Source organism: Flavobacterium sp., from assembly GCF_049590715.1.
In the GTDB taxonomy this organism is placed as follows: domain Bacteria; phylum Bacteroidota; class Bacteroidia; order Flavobacteriales; family Flavobacteriaceae; genus Flavobacterium.
Genome location: NZ_JBAWDL010000334.1, coordinates 1 through 18119 on the forward strand (window position 1 = coordinate 1; position 18119 = coordinate 18119).

The 18119-nt window shown below is 33.4% G+C and carries 9 protein-coding genes; all 9 read left to right on the forward strand.

The features are described from left to right. The first annotated feature begins 342 nt into the window (after nt 1–342). Nucleotides 343–3423: a SusC/RagA family TonB-linked outer membrane protein gene (locus WBQ70_RS14295; protein WP_423915372.1), complete on the forward strand. Its 3081-nt coding sequence runs from the start codon at nt 343–345 to the stop codon at nt 3421–3423. Nucleotides 3424–3459: 36 nt separating this feature from the next. Next, a complete protein-coding gene (locus tag WBQ70_RS14300; RefSeq protein ID WP_423915373.1) occupies nt 3460–5247 on the forward strand; it encodes a RagB/SusD family nutrient uptake outer membrane protein in 1788 nt (595 codons plus the stop codon). A gap of 51 nt (nt 5248–5298) precedes the next feature. After that, on the forward strand, nt 5299–6918 hold the full coding sequence (locus WBQ70_RS14305; protein ID WP_423915374.1) for a hypothetical protein: 1620 nt from the start codon (nt 5299–5301) through the stop codon (nt 6916–6918). Between the two features lie 226 nt (nt 6919–7144). Then, nucleotides 7145–10279 carry a SusC/RagA family TonB-linked outer membrane protein gene (locus tag WBQ70_RS14310; protein WP_423915375.1) on the forward strand — a complete coding sequence of 1045 codons (3135 nt, stop codon included), beginning with the start codon at nt 7145–7147 and terminating at the stop codon, nt 10277–10279. 48 nt (nt 10280–10327) lie between these two features. Continuing rightward, nucleotides 10328–12136 (forward strand): RagB/SusD family nutrient uptake outer membrane protein, encoded by a 1809-nt coding sequence (locus WBQ70_RS14315; protein ID WP_423915377.1) that lies wholly within the window; start codon nt 10328–10330, stop codon nt 12134–12136. Between the two features lie 44 nt (nt 12137–12180). Then, the gene (locus tag WBQ70_RS14320; RefSeq protein ID WP_423915379.1) at nt 12181–13842 is read left to right on the forward strand and encodes a carbohydrate binding domain-containing protein; all 1662 of its coding nucleotides are present in this window, start codon (nt 12181–12183) and stop codon (nt 13840–13842) included. Nucleotides 13843–14016: 174 nt separating this feature from the next. Then, a complete protein-coding gene (locus WBQ70_RS14325; protein ID WP_423915381.1) occupies nt 14017–14889 on the forward strand; it encodes a hypothetical protein in 873 nt (290 codons plus the stop codon). 180 nt (nt 14890–15069) lie between these two features. Next, on the forward strand, nt 15070–16752 hold the full coding sequence (locus WBQ70_RS14330) for a sulfatase family protein (protein WP_423915383.1): 1683 nt from the start codon (nt 15070–15072) through the stop codon (nt 16750–16752). 12 nt (nt 16753–16764) lie between these two features. Beyond that, nucleotides 16765–18119: DUF4038 domain-containing protein (locus tag WBQ70_RS14335; protein ID WP_423915385.1), on the forward strand; the 1355-nt coding region annotated here is incomplete at its 3' end.

The window sequence follows — 18119 nt, forward strand, 5'->3', positions numbered from 1 at the left end:
GAATCAAGTATCCCTTTTAACTGTTAAAAAGAGAACAAGCACCAAAAAAAGCTAATAAAAAAATAAAAACAAAAAAAAACACAAAACACTAACAATCAATTATATATGCAATTTTACTGAAATAAAAAGCACCTGAATTATTCATACAACGACAGTAACACATTTCAATTATAATCTAGTTTTTAAAAAAAAATAAATTCATATGCAAATATAATTTTTACAAGTAAATATTGCATATTTACCTTATGAGACATTTGTTCTATTCTAAAAAACATATGTTCCTCTACTAGACTGGAATAAAACACAACTTTGAAAAACTAAACTTTAAATAACCATTAAATTATGAAATTCAAATTACTCGCTAATTGGAAACTCAAAACTGGTATGTTACTATTCATGTTGCTATCTAGTTTTAATGTTATTCAGGCGCAAGCATTACTAAAAGGAAAGGTAACTGACGATCAAGGTCCTTTACCAGGGGTTAGTGTTCTTGTAAAAGGAACCACTACGGGAACTATTACTGATTTTGATGGAAACTTCACAATCAAAGCATCCCCATCAGATGTATTAATTTTTACTTATTTAGGTTACAACAATTACGAAGTAAAAATTTCAAACAAGAACAACATTAGCGTTGTAATGAAATCTAAGGTTTCTTCACTGGACGAAGTTGTCATTGTAGGGTACGGAACTCAAAAGAAAAAAGAAGTTACTGGAGCAGTAAGTAGAGTTAAAGAAGAGGATGTCTCTAAAACAGCGACCTCTGATTTAGGGTCAGCACTTCAAGGTTTGATTGCTGGTGTGAACGTTACTGCCAGTTCAGGTGACCCAGGAGCTGAGGCTAATGTACAAATTCGTGGATTATCATCGGTACTAGGAAACAATAGACCCTTATATGTTGTTGATGGAATACCATACGATATCAATCCAAACATCAGTATGAACGAAATTGAGACCATTGATGTTTTGAAAGATGGAGCTTCCGCTGCTATTTATGGAACTAGAGGTGCAGCTGGAGTTATTTTGATTACAACTAAAAAACCTAAAAATGGTATTATGAAAATCAAAGTAGACAGCTACTATGGAGTACAAAAAAATTACAGACATATCCCTGTACCAACAGTAGAAGAAAAGTTGTACATCGAATTTTTAAACAAATACAATCAAAGTGGAACTGTATTTGGAAATTCATTTACTACAATTGAAAACAACCCAACTCAATTGACCAATAACAGTAATTTCTATAATGTAATTGAAAATGACTTGGCTCCAATACAAAGTCACAACTTAAGTATTTCTGGCGGAAAAGATGGACTTTCATACAATATTAATGGAGGATATTTTGGTCAAGAAGGAGCTTTAATCAAATCGGATTTTGAGCGTTACAATGTAAGAGCAAATACGCAATACACGAAAGGAAAGTGGAAGATTTCAACAGGAATGTCAGCTAGAAATGAATACACACAATACGCTCCTTATGGTTTAATTCTTGATGCCGTACGCTACAACCCATATGGAAACGCAGTATCTTTAGATCAAACATCACTTGACAATACTGGTGGAGACAATACTGAAGCAACTAGATTATCAACTATTGGATATAAATTACAAACATCCGATAAAGCAGCTAGAGATTATTTTGATGGAAACATTAGTGCTGAATTGAGTATTACCAAGAACTTAAAATATACTTTAAGAGGAGCTGTTAGTTATGACAACATCACAAGAATCACAATTAACCCTTCTTTCATTGCTTATGACAATCAAGGAAATTTAGTTCCTAGTCAACAATCTAAAATTAAAAATTTAAGTTCAAGAGCTACAAAAAATACACTTGAGCATATTGTAAATTACAACAAGTCTTTTGGGAATCACAATTTAGGACTAACAGGAGTATATTCAGCTGAAAAATACGACTATGCTGAGTTCTACGCAGAAAAATTTGACATTGTAAGTAATGACATCACTGTTATAAATGGTGCGAATGGTCAAGCCAATACCGGATCTGGAAATAACCAATGGACTCAAAACAGAGTAACTAAATTTATTGGAACATTAGCAAGAGCACAGTACAACTATAAAGAAAAATATCTTTTGAGTGTAAGTGCTCGTCGTGATGGATCATCAAAATTCAATGATGAACATTACCAATGGTTCCCATCTATATCACTAGGATGGAATGTATCTGATGAAGATTTCTGGAAGCCTTATAAAAATATTGCTACGTTCAAAACTAGAATGAGTAGAGGTACAACAGGTAATTCAGGTGTTTCTGATTATGCATATAGTGCCAATATTGCCTTAAACAATGATTATGTTTTAGGGACAGGAACGGATCAAAATTTTATACAAGGAGCAACTCAAACTGATTTTGCTAACAAAGGTGTAAAATGGGAAACATCAGTATCAACCAATATCGGATTTGATTTTGGCTTCTTCAACAATAAGCTAACCTTAACTTCAGATTTTTATGTAACTGAAAAAAGAGACATGCTTTTCCCTGTTTCATTACCACTATCTGCTGGAGGTGGATCAGGTGCTGATGTTGTTCTTAACGTAGGTAACATGACCAATACAGGTATTGAATATGCTTTAAACTACCGTACTGGAAAAAAATTCAAATCTAATCTGGGAATCAATTTCACTAAAAACACCAATATCGTTACTAAGATGAGTGGCTCTAACAAATTACTCTATTTTAGCGGCAGTACTGTTTCTGGTCAAGACAATGATCAAGACAAAGTTTCTGCTTTAGCGGAAGGATATGTTGCTGGTGCCTTTTTCTTGATGAAAACTGATGGCGTAATCCAAAACCAAGACGAACTAAGCGCCTACCAAGTTATTGATCCTAACGCAAAAATAGGAGATTTACGATATGTAGATACTGATGGAAATGGAAGAATAACAAATGATGATCGTAGATTTGCTGGAAGCGGAACTCCTGATTTTGAAATAGGTTTGAATTATTCTGCCGAGTTTAAGAATTTTGATTTTTCAATGCAATGGTATGGTTCTTTTGGAGCTGAAATCATTAATGGTAGTAAAGCATTAGGATATAAATCATCAAACAACAAAGATTTAATCTACCAGTGGACCCCACAAAATCCAACATCACAAGTTCCCGCTGATAGAGGTGCTTTGCACAATAATTACAGAGGTTGGTCAGATTATTGGTTAGAAGATGGAACATTTGTAAGATTGCGTAATGTAGCATTAGGATATACAGTACCAAAGAAAGTTACTGATAGACTTAGTTTATCAAAACTGCGCTTTTTTGTAACTGCGCAAAATCCTCTAAGAATAACAAATTACAAAGGATATGATCCAGAAGTAGGTAATAACGGTTTAAGTACTCGTGGTATTGACAAAGGAACAGTACCTCAAAGTTCAAAATTTACGGCTGGTATGCAGTTTGAATTCTAATTTAGAAAAGAAATTAACCTTATTAAAATGAAAAAGATGAAAAAACATATATACGCCAAACTAATTGCAGTCATGGCGCTCACCCTAAGCGTAACCAGCTGTCAAAAAGATTGGTTAACGGAAACAAATCCAAACAATATCTCAACTGATAGTTTTTGGAAAAACACAACTGACTTACAAAAAGGTTTAACAGCTGTTTATAAATCATTTGCTAGCAACAATAATTATAAAATTATAGAAGGATTAGCAAATACTGACTTAGCATGGGCTAATGGATACCAAAGACCTAGTAATAGTAATCCATATTATCTGCAAATATTTACTAATGCAGAAAATGCTATAAATGATAAATGGGCAGCAAATTATGTGACGATTTTTAGAGCTAATCAAGTAATTATTGCGGCAGAAAAAATCATTCCAACCTTAACAAATGAAGCAGATAAAAAATTAGCTGAAAATATTTTAGCACAAGCACATTTTTTTAGAGGATTTCATTATTTTAATCTGTATCATACATACAATGCAGGATCTTTACCTATTTTTAAAGATGTTCCAGTAACCGAAGCTGACTTTTATAAACCACTTGAAACAGCCGAAACAGTTAAAAAATTCTTTTTGGATGATTTAAAATATGCTTCTGAAAAATTACCTCCAACATGGACTGGAAAAGATAAAGGAAGAGTAACAGCTGGTGCTGCCGAAGCATTAATAGGACAAACTTATTTATATGAAAACAACTACACAGAGGCTGCTCCTTATTTCAAAAGAGTAATAGACAATTACGGCTATACTTTAATGCCAAATATTGGAAGTAATTTTACCACCATGGATGAATTCAATAATGAATCAATTCTTGAAATCTCTTATGCTACTGGATACACTGACAACTACAACAATTACGACAGTAGAGATGTAGCCAATACATCTGGATTACAACTACAATTTACTGGAGCAACAGGAACTTATTTTGGAGCAGTAGTTGCAAACTGGTTAATCCTTGAATTTAGAAATGATCCTATGGATACTCAAGACCCTAGAAACATTGTAACTGACAAAGTAACAGGTCAACCTAGATTAAGAAAATTCAATTTAAGAACTTCTTGGTCGGTAGCAGTAGTAGACGATATAGATATGCCATATTATTTAAGAGCAGAAACAGGACAAGCTTGTAATTTTAATGTAAAGATGACATGTTTTTGGAGAAAACACACCAACTGGGATTTGACTAGAGGTGAAAATATTTTATCTCCTGGTAAAGTACGTTCAGCTGTAAATGAAAGATTAATTAGATTAGGAGGAATTCATTTACAATATGCAGAATGTTTATTAGAAATGAACAAAATTGATGAAGCTTTAATCCAAATAAATAAAGTTAGAAGACGTTCAGGTCTACAATTACTAGGAACTAACGGTTCAGGTGAATACCCACTTAACGATCACAATGATGTTACTTATACTAAAGAAACCCTTAGAAAACATTTAAGATACAAAGAGTATCCTCTTGAATTGTCAGCTGAAGGATATGGTTTCGAAAGAAATATTGACCTAAGAAGATGGAATGTAAAATTAGATCGTTTTAAAGAATTAGCGGCTAGAAGATATTATGCTCAAAACTTTGATGTGATCGATGAAATAACAGGAAATAAGGTAACTCGATATGGATGTATTGTAACAGAAGTTCCTGCTGGAGACGCTCTAGTAGACCTTAATTGGAATGAATTTCAAGAGGCTTCAAAAAACTACAATGATGCTTCACATGCTTATTGGCCATTACCAAATGGAGAAATTATTACTAATCCAAAACTATATGAATTAACTAATTAATTCCGTTTTGATTGCGTTTAAAAAAGTATCATAGAACAAAAAAAAAATAAGATGAAAAATAAATTATTAATAATAGGACTTGTATTATCAGGTATCTTTTTTGGATGCCAGTCAGAATACGAAGCACCAAATTCATTTAGTGACATTGGTTTTTACAATAGCGCTGGAACACTAAAGACACTTTCAGTAAGTCTAAATAAATACATGACTTTTACTGATTTATCTCAAGGTCAAATTGATCACACTTGGATGATTGATAAAAACATCAATTTCTTACAAGGACCAATCAAAACAAAAGACACTACTTTTACTGTCATTAACAAAGGAGATACCCTAACAAAAGAAAAAACAATCATTTTGCAGTTTGCTGAAGCAGGTATGAAAAAAGTGAGACTTTACAATGTTTTTAAAGACTCTGTAACCTTTAGAGGAAATACTGGTGGAATAAACTACTTTATGGGTTCTAAAAAAATTGATGAAAACAGATGGGTAATTGACACAACATTTATGGTAAAAGTTTACGACACCATTTCAGGTAAACTACAAGTGTTACAAAACAATGTTCCTATACCATTAAATAATAAAGACACTGTATATGTTGAAGCAGGAGATCTATTGCATTTCTCTGACCAAACAACAATTGGAGAACCAACGGGGCGTACTTGGTCAATAAAAAAAGTATTAGCCGCTGGAGTAGCTTCCTCACCTAGTGATGTTGTTGCTTCTAGTACTAGTGCAGAAGCTGACATTGTCTTTAAAAAGATAGGTGTTTTTAAAGCGAGTATTGCTATTGTGAGAACCGGACAAAATATCCCAGCAGCTTCTAGAACCTATTTAATTACTCGTCCTATAAAAGTAACTCCTTCGACTAAACCTTTTGTAGTATCTGGAATACTTAAGGAACAAGCAAATGAAACAATTCAAGTTCCTTTTGCAGGTGAATTTGCTTCATTTACAGACCCGAAAGCTGATTTTACCGTTAAAGTTAATGGTATCACGTTCCCTATTGCCTCCATCATTCTAAATAGTACAGATCAAACTATCTTAGATGTTAAATTAGTTAATAAGATTTACAGACCTGATGTCATCACGATTTCCTATTCCGGTACTTCATTAAAATCGACCGATAACAGAGTTCTACAACCATTTACAGATAAATCTGTGGTAATGCATGATGTAAATCTAGTAGGGGATTCATCTGTATCAGGTTTTGAGAATGGTGGAATCTTATGGAAACCAAGCGGAACAAGTGATGGTACAGTAGTTGTATCTACAGAACAATTTGCATCAGGAGCAGCAAGTCTTAAACTGAGCCTTGTTCCTGGAAAAGCTAAAGCTGAAGCAATAGTTACACTTCCTGCTGGAATTACAATTGATGCTTCAAAAATTTACACTATTAGATACAAAGTATATATAGTCCCTGGCGCTACAGGGGTAGAAGCACCTACTCAAACGGGATGGACTTTCTCTTCAAATTACAGTCCACAATTTTTTAATACTATAAGACCACCTGTTGAATCAGGAAAATGGTTAACATTTGAAAAAGATTATACTGGCACTACATTAATCACTCAAATGTACTTTAGAGTTATTTCAAACTCACCAAAAACAACAACTGCCACTATCTATGTAGATGATTTTTATGTAGTAGAAAAAGAAGTTAGGCCATAATCATTATTAAATATTTAAAATTTCTAAAAGAGCTCGATAGTATATCGGGCTCTTTTTTTATGCAAAAAAATCAATAACAAAAAAAATATTCCTATTTCTAGTAATAAAGAAAATCTTATCATTAATTTAACATATTGCCCATTTGTTTCAATTAATAAAACATATGTTACTCCCTAAACCATATTTATTATAAAACTTTGTGAACTCAATTTAAACAACCAAAATTATGAAATTCAATTTACTAATCAATTGGAAACTCAAAACTGGATTAATAACATTCTTGTTATTTTTTGGCTTTGGTGTTTTGCACGCACAAACGATCCTTGTGAAAGGAAAAGTAACTGGAGATGGCGGACCATTACCCGGAGTAACCATTTCTATTAAAAATGAAAAAAGCAAAGGAACGGTAACGGATTTTGATGGTAACTATACCATAAAAGCAAAAGAAAGCGATATTTTAAGCTTTAGTTACATTGGTTTTATTACGCAAAATGCTCGTGTTAATAGTAGAGTTACAATCAACATCGATTTAAAAATCAATCAAAATGAATTAGATGAAATTGTTGTTGTAGGATATGGAACTCAAAAGAAAAGAGAAGTAACGGGTGCTGTAACCAAAGTAACTGCTGAACAACTAACCAAACAAACTACTTCTGACCTTGGAAATGCATTGCAAGGACAAGTTGCCGGTTTAAACGTTGTGGCTAGTTCTGGAGATCCAGGATCACAATCTAACATTATTATTCGTGGATTTAGCTCTGTATTAGATGGACAAAATAATCCTTTATTTGTAGTAGATGGAATACCTTTTGATGGCGATCCAAAATTAAGCAATAGTGAAATCGAATCTATTGAGGTACTGAAAGACGTTTCTTCGGCATCCATCTATGGTGTTCGTGCAGCAGGTGGAGTAATCTTAATTACGACTAAACAAGGTAAAAAAGGAACAATGGCAATTCGTATAAATAGCGAATATGGAGTACAACACATAACCTCTAAAAACCATTTCATATCTCCTGAAGAAGAATCATATGTTCAATTAATCCAATCAGAATTAGCAAATCCTGCTAATATTTTAGGGAGTACCGCTAATAACATAGAGCGTACAAAATCACAATTAACCAATAATACCGATATATCTAAGTCTGTATTGATTGATTATTCACCTATTCAAAACCATAGTATCAATGTTTCAGGTGGTAAAGAAGATTTAGTATATAGTCTAAACACCAGTTTGTTCAAGCAAGACGGTAGTTTAATTAACTCAGGTTTCACTCGTTTTAATATGAGATCGAACACTACTTTTACCAAAGGGAATTGGAAAATAACTAATGGATTAAGTTTTAGACGAGATGACCAACAGGTTTCAAACAATGGTTTATTATTACAAGTATTTAAATACCATGCCTACCAACAAGCTATAGCAGGTGATGTTCCATTAATAGAAGGAGTGGATGATGGAAATCAAGGAGACAATCTTGCTTCAGTAGCAAGAAATTTTCAAACCACAGACCACCGTAACGTTAACAACACCATTGGTAACCTCCAAGCAGAATACAAAGCGAGCAAAAGCTTAACATTTACAGCCCGAGGTGGTGCTAATTACTCAGACACTAAAAGAATTAGACTCATTCCTAAATTAAATGTTATTAGAACTAATGGGGAATTAGTTAATGAAAACCCTATTTCATCAAACACCACTACAAGTGAAACTTATTCAAATTTAACCGGGGAATTTATAACAAATTATAAGAAATCATTTGGTGAACATAATTTAAGTGTTGTCTTAGTGGGTTCTGTACAAGAGACAAATTACTCTAGCTTTTTTGCAACTAAACAAAAACAATCAAGTGAACTTATTACTGTTTTAGACGGATATACTGGTAGTGCTATTGTAGGTTCATCTGGTAATGATTACACAGCAACCCTTCTAGGTGTAATGGGCAGAATACAATACAACTACAAAGGAAAATACCTTTTTAGTACAAGTGTTCGTCGCGATGCTTCTTCTCAATTTAGCACGGACAGAAGAGTGGGATATTTTCCATCAGTATCTGTAGGATGGAATGTTTCTGATGAAGATTTTTGGAAAAACTTTAAAAATGTAGCCAATTCATTCAAAATAAGAATGAGTTATGGTGAAACTGGAAATGATCGATTTACAAAATACACCAATCAATCAACTGTTTCTCCTAACTTAGACTATTTCTTTGGAACAGGAAAACTTGAGTATTTAGTTAACGGAACTACCCAAATGCAATATGCTAATGAAAAAGTAGGCTGGGAAACATCAAAAGAAATCAACTTTGGTTATGATTTAAGTTTTTTCAAAAACAAATTAACCTGGACTACTGATGTCTATAACAATACCAAAGAAAACTTATTGTTCGGGATCGTATTACCACCCTCAACTGGAGTTTCTGGTCAAAATAGAGATGTCATATTCAATATTGGAGACATGAGAAATGTGGGTATTGAACATGCTTTAAACTATAAATTCAAAGTTAAATCTTTAAACTTTAATGCTGGACTTACCTATACAGCAAATAAAAATACGGTTACAAAAACACCTCCTGAAAATCCTTTTATCAACTTAGATAATAGTTATATCAGCAATAGAGCAACTAATACTGATTTAGTAACTGTAATTACTCCTGGTTATGAAGCGGGTGCTTATTTCTTATTAGACTCTTATGGTGTAATTCAAAATCAAGCACAATTAAATGAATATAAAGCTCTTGTACCTAATGCCGATGTTCAATTAGGAGATTTACGTTATGTAGACCAACCTACTATTGACACAAATGGTGATGGAATACCAGACAAAGGTGATGGTTATATTACTGAAGCTGATAGAATCTATTTTGGTAGTGCGATTCCTAAATTTGAAATGGGTTTTAATCTTTCAATGGATTATAAAGGTATTGACTTCTCAATGCAATGGTATGGCGTTTCTGGATCAAAAGTAATGAATGGTACCAAAGCATATGCTTATCAGTCTTTAACACACAAAGATATCCTTTATTCATGGAGCCCACAAAACACAAACACTGAAATTCCTGCTAACAGAGGTACTCAAACAAATAGTTACAGAGGTAATTCAGACTATTACTTAGAGGATGGTTCTTATATTAGATTAAAAAACGTTTCAATAGGGTACTCTTTGTCCAAAAAAGTGCTTGCTAATAGTGCTTTTTCTAGAGTTCGTTTTTATGTAACGGCTCAAAATGCATTAACATTAACAAAATACACTGGATACGATCCAGAAGTAGGAAACAATGGATTAAGTACAAGAGGATTAGACAGAGGAAATTACCCTGTTGTATCACAGTTTAATGGTGGAGTTCAACTTCAATTTTAACATGAAGAGTAAACAAATCTCGGATGTTTCATAATAAAATAATATGATATGAAAAATTTAAAAAATAAACTGATTATTTTACTAGGTTTAGCCGTAGTGCTAAACTCTTGTCAAGATGATTTCTTAGAACAAAAGAATCCAAACGCACTTCCAACAAGTGAATTTTGGAAAAATGCTACTGACTTATCAAGTGGTCTTAACGCTACTTATAATGCTTTTAAAAATGAAGATTGCTTGAGTATGACTGATGAAAATGAACGTAGTGACATGGGGTATCCTAACTACACAAGGCCATTAGTGGGGATTTATCCTCTATACTTTCAAAGTTTTAATAATATCACTGACACACCAAACAAAAAATGGGCCGCATTATACAATGGTGTTTTTAGAGCCAATCAAGTTATTGAAGCCTACAAAAGATTGGAAGGAACATTTGATGCAACAGGTGCAAATAGTGCTGATACTGCCATGCGTATATATGCTGAAGCACGTGCGTTAAGAGGCTGGTTCTATTTCACATTACATAATTCTTTCAACAAAGGATCTGTAATTCTATTTGATTTTGTACCAAAAGACAATAGTGAATATCAAAAACCTTTATCTTCTTCTGATGCAGTTTTAAAATTTTACAGAGACGATCTTTTATTTGCAAAGGAAAAATTAACCGCACTACCCTTAGTATCAACTGCTCTACCAGGAAGAATATCTGCTGGTGCTTGCGAAGCTTTATTAGGTAAAAGTTATATCTATGCTGGTGATTTCACTACTGCTGCAGACTATTTCAAAAATGTAATTGACAATTACGGTTATGAATTAATGCCAAGCATTGGAAGTAATTTTACAACCAAAGACGAATTTAATAAAGAATCTATTCTTGAAATAAATTATACTGTTGATTTAAAAGCAGATCAAACTAGCAGTGAACAATTACTTTCAAGTAGCCTAGGTCAAGCTATAGGTCCTGGAGGATATAGTGGTTCTTTTCCTGCTTCATGGTTAATCATGAAATACAAAAATGAACCTGTTGATTATGCAGATCCAAAAAACATTGGTCTAAAAAATGCTCAAGGTGTTATTATGAATAGACGATATAGTGAAAGAGCTTCGTATTCAATTGCATTTGTTGACGATACCAATCCTGATTTTGGTTACTATGGCGCAAACACTACTGCTGAACTACCTAAATTTGATAGACAACATATTTCTTTTTGGAGAAAATATACCAATTGGGACATTCAAACAACCGATGAAACGAATACTAAATCAGGTATCAAAGGGCGCTCTGGAGTAAATATACGTGTTATTCGTTTGGCAGATATATATTTGTTATACGCTGAATGTATGATTGAGGCAAATAATAATGGTGAGGCTCTTAAATATATTAATAAAATAAGAAAACGTTCTCATGTTGTTTTATTAGGTAAGGCGGCAGGTTCAGAATATAACAATGCTCAAACTACTTTTGATGATCTTGATTATACTAAAACTTCTTTAACAGAACACTTGAGATATACTGAAAGACCTTTAGAATTATCGTTTGAAGGTGGAGATGCTCGATTAATTGACTTAAGACGTTGGGGTGTTACTAAAGAACGTTTTCAATACTTAGCAACATTAAGATATGATAATTACGCTTTATTAGCAAAAGGAAATGGAGATAATCCTGTTCGTTTTAGATGTGTGGTTTACAATACAGGAGACATTCCTGATAGCAATGCACAATTAACATCACTTAGAACAAAGGAACCAGAATTAAATGAATTTGAAGTAGCAGCAATAAACTACAATAGTGAAAGACATGGATACTTTCCTATTCCACTTTCTGAAGTAAATGCAAATTCAAACCTTTACAAATAAAAGTGTATTCGCAAAAAAATAGTTTTAAACTAAAACAAAAAGATATGAAAAAATCAATAAAAATAATCGTTCCTGCCCTATTGGTCTTTTTTGCCATAGGATGTAACAATCAGGATTATATCACACCGAGTACGTATGCAGATGCTGGATTTTATAGTACTTATGGAAAAGGTACTTATAAATCATCAGCAGTTGATAATTATATCACTTTTCAAGATATTTCACAAGGAGCTATATACCATACTTGGGAAATAGAAGAAGGCAATGAACTACTAAAAGGACCTATTTCGCAACAAGCAAAAACTTATGAGCAATATATAGCTAACCCTGGACAGACCAAAACAGATGAAAAAACAATCAATGTTCTTTTCAAAGTAGGGAATACAACTTCTAAAATTAGAATGTTTGATGTATTTAACGAACCAGTAACGTTCAGAAGAGGACCAGCCGATATTTATGCCAACAATCCTGGAGGAAATGTTGATGCAGTCTTACACACCGAAGGAGAATGGGCAGGAAAGTATGTACTTGACCTAACCATTATTGTAGATGTATTTGACAATGTAGTACCTGATTTGAGCCTTACTCAAAATGGAACAATCATTGATCACAAACAAGAAGGAGTTTTTATAGACATAAAAGTAGGCGAAAGTATTACCTTAAAAGATTTAAGTGCATTAGTTCCTAATACATCAAGACCAGATAATAGAACTTGGAAATTTATTAATGTAGAAGATAATACTATCATCACATCTTCTCAACTTGAAGTGGTAAATGTAAGTTTTAAAAAACTAGGTACTTATAAAGCTACTTTAACTGCTTCTAGAACTGCAACTCCCAACACACTTGGTAGCTCAACAACATATGAAATCCCTATACAATTTAGAGTAATTAAATCAGACCAACCGTATGTACAAACTGGAGCAATCAAAACACTGATTGATGGGACTATTCAAGTACCTTTTTCATCCTTTATTGAACCTGGATTCCCTGATCAAAATAGTTTCTTCACTGTAAAAGTAAACGGAAGTCCAGTTATCATCAATTCTGTAACTCTTAACGCAACTAATCAATCTATTCTAGATGTAAAAATTAACGGACAGTTATTTCCTGCTGATGTGGTAACCATATCCTACGCAGGAGGAAACATTCAATCAACTGACGCTAGAGACTTAGTAGCCTTCACTGACAAAGCAGTAGCTAATTATGACACTAATTTTTTAGGTACTGAAGCAGGTGGGTTTGAAGATACTTTTGGAAATACTTGGAAGGCAACTACAAACACAAGTGTAACAGCGCCTCCAGGACCTATAACCTACTCAACTGAACAAAAAAGGAGTGGACTATACAGTCTAAAAGCAGTAACAACAGGTGCGCAAAGAGCTCGTTTTGAAAGTTCAGGAACATCTCCTTCTAAATTATTTAATTTAATAAAAGGAATAACATACACTATTAAATACAGTCGTTATGTAACTGCAGCAACAACAGCAACAGGTGAAAAAGCATACCTATCACCTGGTACAGGAACCCCTATTAACACAACAAATCAAAATTTCACCCTAAAAGACCAATGGCAAGATTTTGAATTTGATTTTGTTCCAACAGCAGATATAAACGGCGGGTATTTTTACTTCCAACTAAATCCTGGAGAAGCAACCGTGTATTATGATAATTTCTACATCGCTGCAAAATCAGTAAGACCTTAAATAAAAACAAATTATTTGATTACTTAAAAGCCATTTGAAGAAATTCAAATGGCTTTTTTTTACTAATACCATTTTGCCTATTATTAATCATTTGTGTCACTAAAAAAAACATATCAAGCAGTATCCTCATAGTTAGAAACCTATTTTTGAACACATTAACAAAAACAAAAAATAATGATGACAAAATTACTCATAATGGTAGCTTTCCTTATAACAGCAATAGGACACACACAAACAGAACCTACTACAACTTGGAAAACTCCATTACCACCAAAGATTGAAGTAGGCAAAACATATCCAGTGGCAGCACAATATGATGCTGGAAATGACGGAAGTGGAACGGATTACACATTAAAAGGTAACATACAATTCTCCATTTCGGAAAAGACTGGTGATAAATACCAATGGAGAGCAGGAACAAACGTCTTAAATACAATGAATACCCATTCTGGCTTTGCAACCAAGGATTGGACGATACCATCGCTTCCACCCTCTACTACTCTTACAAAAGGAACTACCTATGTTTTGAGGGTTGGTTACCAAAACGACAACCATGCTTGGGCAAAATCTTCCAATGAATACCCAATTACCATCAGTCCTGAAAAGCCAGGTACTATAGTTTCTACAGTTAATGCAGTCGATTTTATCTCTTCGGATATCATCTTAAAAGCAACTGAAAAATTAGAAATCATGGTTAAATACACTTCTCAAAAAGATATTGCCGTTAACGGAATCAAATTCAGCTTATGGACTGTCACAAATCCATTCAGCGATGTTATGCACGGTATATATACAAACAAAAAAGTTTTACCTGCTGGAACTAATTTAACCACAACTATTACTGTAAGTCCTCCTGAAACCATTACAACCAACGGAATTATTTGGACAAGTGCCACTCTAGCCTCACAAGATCCAAATGAGAATGACCCGCAATACACCGGACCTATCAAAGATTATTTTTATCAACTAAGAATGATAAAAGGTAGCGATCATTCATTCACTCCACATCTGAAAAAAGTACAATCTACATTAACTATTATACGTTAAATAATAAATACCTTAGTTAACACTCAAAACTTGACAATGTCTAGTTTTTATAAAAGCAATCTATAAAGATTGCTTTTTTTATAATGTTTCAAACCGTTTCTTATCCTAATAAAACCATTTGTGGTAAGACATCTAAATAATAAAACCGAATTTTATGTTATCAAATAAAATAACACCATAATGAATATTAAATCCATAACTACTTTTACACTAGCCATTATTGCCACTACCAGTTTAATGGCACAAAAGAACCATCCGAAAGCCAAAAAACCTAATATTATCTATATTATGTCTGACGACCATACCTCTCAAGCTTTTGGGATTTACGGTAGTCGATTGGCTAAATTGAACCCCACTCCTACTTTAGACCAAATTGCTAAGGAAGGAATTATTTTTGATAATTGTTTTGTCAATAATTCTATTTGCACTCCTAGTAGAGCAGCTATCTTGACAGGACAACACAGCCAAGCTAACGGGGTACTTGACCTAGAAGGGGTATTACCAATGGACAGACAATACCTACCTATAGAGTTAAAAAAATTAGGATATCAAACCGCTATGGTTGGTAAATGGCATTTGCATGATCAACCCAATTTTGATTACTATAACGTGTATACGCAACATGGTCAGCAAGGATCTTATTTTGACCCTTTTCTTACGGAAACTGGAATGCACTTTGCACAACAAGAAGACCCTAAATATGAAGGAAAACAATATAAAGGTTATTGTTCAGATATTATTACCGATATCTCTATCAATTGGTTAAAAAACAAAAGAGACGAAAACAAACCATTTGTATTGTTTCATCAATTTAAAGCACCTCATGATAATTTTGAATATGCTCCGCGTTACAAAGATTATTTAGAAAATGTTGAAATTCCTGAGCCAGCATCATTGTATGATAATAAAAATAATGGTTCTATTGGAACAAAAGGAGTAAACGATGAACTTATCCACGTTATTGGATCGTCAGTTTCAAAAAGAAACACTATTAGAAACCAAGGAATGATGTTATGGAACAAAAATTCCGTAAAAAATTCTGATCCAGATTTTGATCCTGCTAAAAAAATCCATGATGACATGTCTGATAGAGAATATACGCATGCTACTTACCAAGAATACCTAAAACGCTATTTGCGTTGTGTAAAAGGTGTTGATGACAATGTTGCTAGATTGATTGAATTCTTAAAAAAAGAAGGTTTATATGAAAACACTATCATTGTGTACACTGGAGACCAAGGATTTATGCTAGGAGAACACGACTACATCGATAAAAGATGGATGTATGAAGAGTCTATGCGCATGCCATTCTTTGTACGTTATCCTGAAAAAATAAAAGCGGGTACACGTACAAACGCGATTATAAACAATACTGATTTTGCACCTACAATTATCGAATTAGCTGGAGGAAAAACACCAAAACAAATGCAAGGACATAGTTTTGAAAAAATACTAGAAACAGGCAAAGAACCAAAAGGGTGGCAACAATCTACGTACTATAGGTATTGGATGCACATGGCGCATGCACACGCTAATCCAGCACATTTTGGTATCCGAACTAAAAAGTACAAACTAATCTTTTTTTACGGAAAATATTGGGTAGACACAACAGATCCAAAAGCTGATTGGAATAAAAAAAGTTGGGGTAACCGTTTTACATTCGATACGCCAGCTGCTTGGGAATTTTATGACTTAAGCAAAGATCCTCAAGAAATGAACAATGCTTATAGTGACCCTGCATATAAAAATATTATTGCCGATTTGAAAAAACAACTTATCGCAAAAAGAAAAGAATTACACGAAGAAGATGGAGCAAAATTCCCGCACATTCAAAAAGTCATTGATGCACACTGGAACGACTAATTTTTAAACCATATGAAACAACTTTTTAAAATTGCATTGAGCGTAGTATTATTGACATCTTTCAATAGCCATAGTCAAAGTATTCGTGAAGATTATAAAACAAATAAAACCTATACGGTTCCTAAATGGGAAGTAATTGATATTACTATTGGTGCTAAAACCAATATAAAATCCCCATTTACCGCTCGTTTTGGGGCTAATTTCACTCATAAAAATGGGACAACACAAGACGTTCCAGGTTTTTATAATGGTAATAATGATTGGGTCATTCGTTTTTCGAGTTCTATGGAAGGCGATTGGACCTATCTAACCTATGGTGACGATAAAGCTTTAGAAAATAAAAGTGGAAGTATAACAATAACAAAAAACAAGGCAGACAACCATGGGGCAATTGTCATTAAGAAAGACAAACCTCAAAACTTTTTTTATGAAGATGGCACTCCTTATTTTCTATTAGCTTTTGAATGTGACTGGTTGTATGCTTTAGATTATCACAACGAAAAAGCATTACCTAAATCAGACCATCTTTTAAACTTAATAAAAGAAAACGGTTTCAATCAAGTTGTGATGAATGTATTCTCTTATGACGTAAGCTGGAAAAAAGATCCAAAGTTAAAATTACATCCAGAACATGAATTTGGCGCGCCACAGGATATCTTTCCGTTTTTAGGCAATAATAAAAAACCTGATTTTAGTGCGTTAAATCCTGATTTTTTCAAAAAACTAGATAGAACAATTAGTTTAATGCACGACAAACGCATTGCTTCTCACCTTATGATTTATGTTTGGAACAAGCTAGTTGCTTGGCCTGACATGAATACAGATGCTGATAATATGTATTTTGATTATGTGGTCAAACGTTATCAAGCTTTTCCAAATATTGTTTGGGACATTTCAAAAGAAGCTTTGTTTTATGGTAGAGCTGATGAAAAATACATCAACGACCGTATTGAAAGAGCTAGAAAAGCGGATAAATTCAATCGTTTATTATCTGTACATGATTTTAAATTTTGCACTAAATATCCAGATAACGTCGACTTTATCTCGACGCAAGAATGGTCTGATAACATTTACAACAAAATGCTGGAAGCCAAAGGAAAATTCAAAAAACCAGTATTCAACATAGAACATGGTGGTTATGAAGAATCTCCATATGAAGTATTTACTGGTGATTATATAAATGCTGAACATTGTTTGCGTCGTAACTATATGTGCCTGTTCGCAGGAGTTTACACTACTTATTATTGGCAAGCAGCTTCATGGAATGCGATTATTTACAATCCATACGAGCAACCAGCTGATTTTATCAAACCTCATTTTGAGTATTTCAAACACATGCAAAAATTATTCACCGAAATTGATTTTAC

Bases quoted from the DNA above. Each gene is read 5' to 3' on its own strand.
- WBQ70_RS14295 (WP_423915372.1), top strand. From the start codon at position 343: ATGAAATTCAAATTACTCGCTAATTGGAAACTCAAAACTGGTATGTTA.
- WBQ70_RS14300 (WP_423915373.1), top strand. From the start codon at position 3,460: ATGAAAAAACATATATACGCCAAACTAATTGCAGTCATGGCGCTCACC.
- WBQ70_RS14305 (WP_423915374.1), top strand. From the start codon at position 5,299: ATGAAAAATAAATTATTAATAATAGGACTTGTATTATCAGGTATCTTT.
- WBQ70_RS14310 (WP_423915375.1), top strand. From the start codon at position 7,145: ATGAAATTCAATTTACTAATCAATTGGAAACTCAAAACTGGATTAATA.
- WBQ70_RS14315 (WP_423915377.1), top strand. From the start codon at position 10,328: ATGAAAAATTTAAAAAATAAACTGATTATTTTACTAGGTTTAGCCGTA.
- WBQ70_RS14320 (WP_423915379.1), top strand. From the start codon at position 12,181: ATGAAAAAATCAATAAAAATAATCGTTCCTGCCCTATTGGTCTTTTTT.
- WBQ70_RS14325 (WP_423915381.1), top strand. From the start codon at position 14,017: ATGATGACAAAATTACTCATAATGGTAGCTTTCCTTATAACAGCAATA.
- WBQ70_RS14330 (WP_423915383.1), top strand. From the start codon at position 15,070: ATGAATATTAAATCCATAACTACTTTTACACTAGCCATTATTGCCACT.